This window comes from Virgibacillus oceani (assembly GCF_041521345.1).
Classification (GTDB): domain Bacteria; phylum Bacillota; class Bacilli; order Bacillales; family Amphibacillaceae; genus Virgibacillus_N; species Virgibacillus_N oceani_A.
This window is the reverse complement of sequence record NZ_JBGOHB010000064.1, coordinates 1-2,172: the sequence shown is the minus strand read 5'-3', so window position 1 is coordinate 2,172 and position 2,172 is coordinate 1. Positions and strand designations below refer to the sequence as shown.

Annotated in this window: 3 protein-coding genes; all 3 read right to left on the bottom strand. The window is 34.6% G+C overall.

The features are described from left to right. Nucleotides 1-280: 280 nt before the first annotated feature. Nucleotides 281-493: a M20/M25/M40 family metallo-hydrolase gene (locus ACDX78_RS23120; RefSeq protein ID WP_486031202.1), complete on the bottom strand. Its 213-nt coding sequence runs from the start codon at nt 491-493 to the stop codon at nt 281-283. After that, nucleotides 494-961: a peptidase dimerization domain-containing protein gene (locus tag ACDX78_RS23115; RefSeq protein WP_486031200.1), complete on the bottom strand. Its 468-nt coding sequence runs from the start codon at nt 959-961 to the stop codon at nt 494-496. A 760-nt stretch (nt 962-1,721) separates the two neighbouring features. Then, the gene (locus ACDX78_RS23110; RefSeq protein WP_486031199.1) at nt 1,722-1,973 is read right to left on the bottom strand and encodes a hypothetical protein; all 252 of its coding nucleotides are present in this window, start codon (nt 1,971-1,973) and stop codon (nt 1,722-1,724) included. Nucleotides 1,974-2,172: the final 199 nt, after the last annotated feature.

The following is a 2,172-nucleotide window of genomic DNA, read 5'->3' as shown; positions in this document are numbered from 1 at the left end:
CAAACCCCAGCCGAAGCGTTCGCAAAATTTGTTGGTGTTGGGGCCTAGGCCCCAACACCAACAAATTACAGAAAAACCTTATATAGCGGTTTCACAGGGGGTGTTGCATTTACTATTGCAATTTAAGTACGATATCTTTTTCTAAATTTTATTTAATTTTAATACTCTTATAAATCTATTAGTTTAGAATTTAACATCTACTTGATGCTGTATTCCAATTAGAATAGAGGAATATCAAACAGAAATAACTAACCAAGCTAAAGGGGACGTTTTCGGTCCCTTATTTTCTTTGCAAATTTTCTATAAATCTTTTTAAAACATGCACTGTTTGAATACAGTCATTTAAGTCCGTCCATTCTTGGGGATTATGGCTGATTCCAGCTTTACTTTTCACAAAAATCATTGCACTCGGTAGTTTCTTACCGAATACCATTGCATCATGACCTGCACCACTAGGCAGATAGTAAGGTTTTATTTGTTTTTCTTGAAACACTTAAGCAAGAAACTGTTGAGTTTCTTTAGCAATTGGTGTCGCTGCAACTCGTAGGTTTTCTTCATACGTTATTTCAACATGATGTTTGTGTGCAACCGTCTTCCCAAGTGAGATGATTGCTACTACAAGCTCATTTCGAGACTGATTGAAAGTATCCCTGACATCAACATACAACGTTACTTTCCCAGGAATAACATTGACACCGTTTGGTTCAACATACAACTTGCCAACTGTTGCAACGGCTGATTTGCTAAAATGTGGTGGAAGTTTTTTTAATTCAGAAACAAATTTACTTGCTGCAACAAGTGCGTCACGACGATCATTCATAGGTGTGTTGCCGGCATATCCTGCTTCACCATTAAATGTAAACTCTATCCAAACAGGTCCAGCAATCCCAGTAACGATTCCACATGGCAAACCTTCATTTTCAAGACGTTTTTCTTGCTCAATATGTACTTCAACAAACATTTCAAACTCATTTATATCTCGGTTGGAGCTAAAATACCCATTAACATTAAGACCTATATTTTCCAGAAACGCTTCAAAGGAACAACCATCAAAATCTTTTTGCTCTAATATATTTTCCTTCTCTTTAACACCAATTACAGCTTCACTACGTTACATCCCCTTCTATTATTTACATATCATTAGGCGTATTATCCCATTAACAAATTATTTTGTCTATAAATCCTCCAATACATATCATTCGGTATTATCATTTCCAGAACCCACTGTTTAATTATTAAAAGTTTCTGGTTGAATCTATATAAAAGTGCTGATTTTAAATTGAAGATAGTACAGGATATTCTTGAAGGTAAAAATGGACCAGATCTACTGTCCAGCTATTTTCAAGCACGCCTGAAAATCGACCTTTGTCCTGGTAAATAGTTATTGACAAACCAACCCTTTCCAGGATAATAGGACTAAATGAGTTATCAGGGGGCTGATTTAGGTGAGGAAATACCTATTACTACTGTTTTCTATGACTGAACTAGTTTTATTTTATCACTATCAATTTAGGATTTTACATAAAGTTTCGGTGTGTCCTCTTCTGGACTACCCTTTAACATCAATGCTGACTTTGCCTGCTGAAAATTCTTATAAATTTCTATAAGCATCTGTTAATGACATCTAATTCAACTTCTCTGATAAAAAACTTCTACAGCATGTCAGAAAGTTCATATGGTTATTATTAGCACTCTTATAAAGCTTTCTCAAAGTTGTAAAATCATACTTGCTTACGTTTCCATGGTAGACGACGATAATTAACCTTTGATAAAAAGTTAACAATATCATTACGACCGTAATACTTAGGTTTGCCCCGGGTGTCTTGAGCCATTAAGATAAGAGGAACTCCTGGAAAATATTTTTGGAATGACTGAAGAGATTCATCTCTTAAATTAGGATTATTCAATATCCTACTCTTTACTACAACAACTGCAAATGTAACACCTTGTTCCTTGACCAATGCATAATCCATTTAAGCATCTCCTTTCCGCTATTCTTAAACCTTATTTAATAATAAGAATATCAATCTATATAGATATAATATTTAGGTTCTCACCCAAAAAGGTCAAAAATCCCACCAACTAGACTGAACAATTCGTTATAATAGGTATAGAATAACTTGTTGGAGGTTATCCCATGTTCAGACCAGGCAAAAAAGATATTCAAAAATC

Coding starts and splice junctions, on each gene's coding strand:
- ACDX78_RS23115 (WP_486031200.1), bottom strand. CDS start 961: ATGTTTGTTGAAGTACATATTGAGCAAGAAAAACGTCTTGAAAATGAA.
- ACDX78_RS23110 (WP_486031199.1), bottom strand. CDS start 1,973: ATGGATTATGCATTGGTCAAGGAACAAGGTGTTACATTTGCAGTTGTT.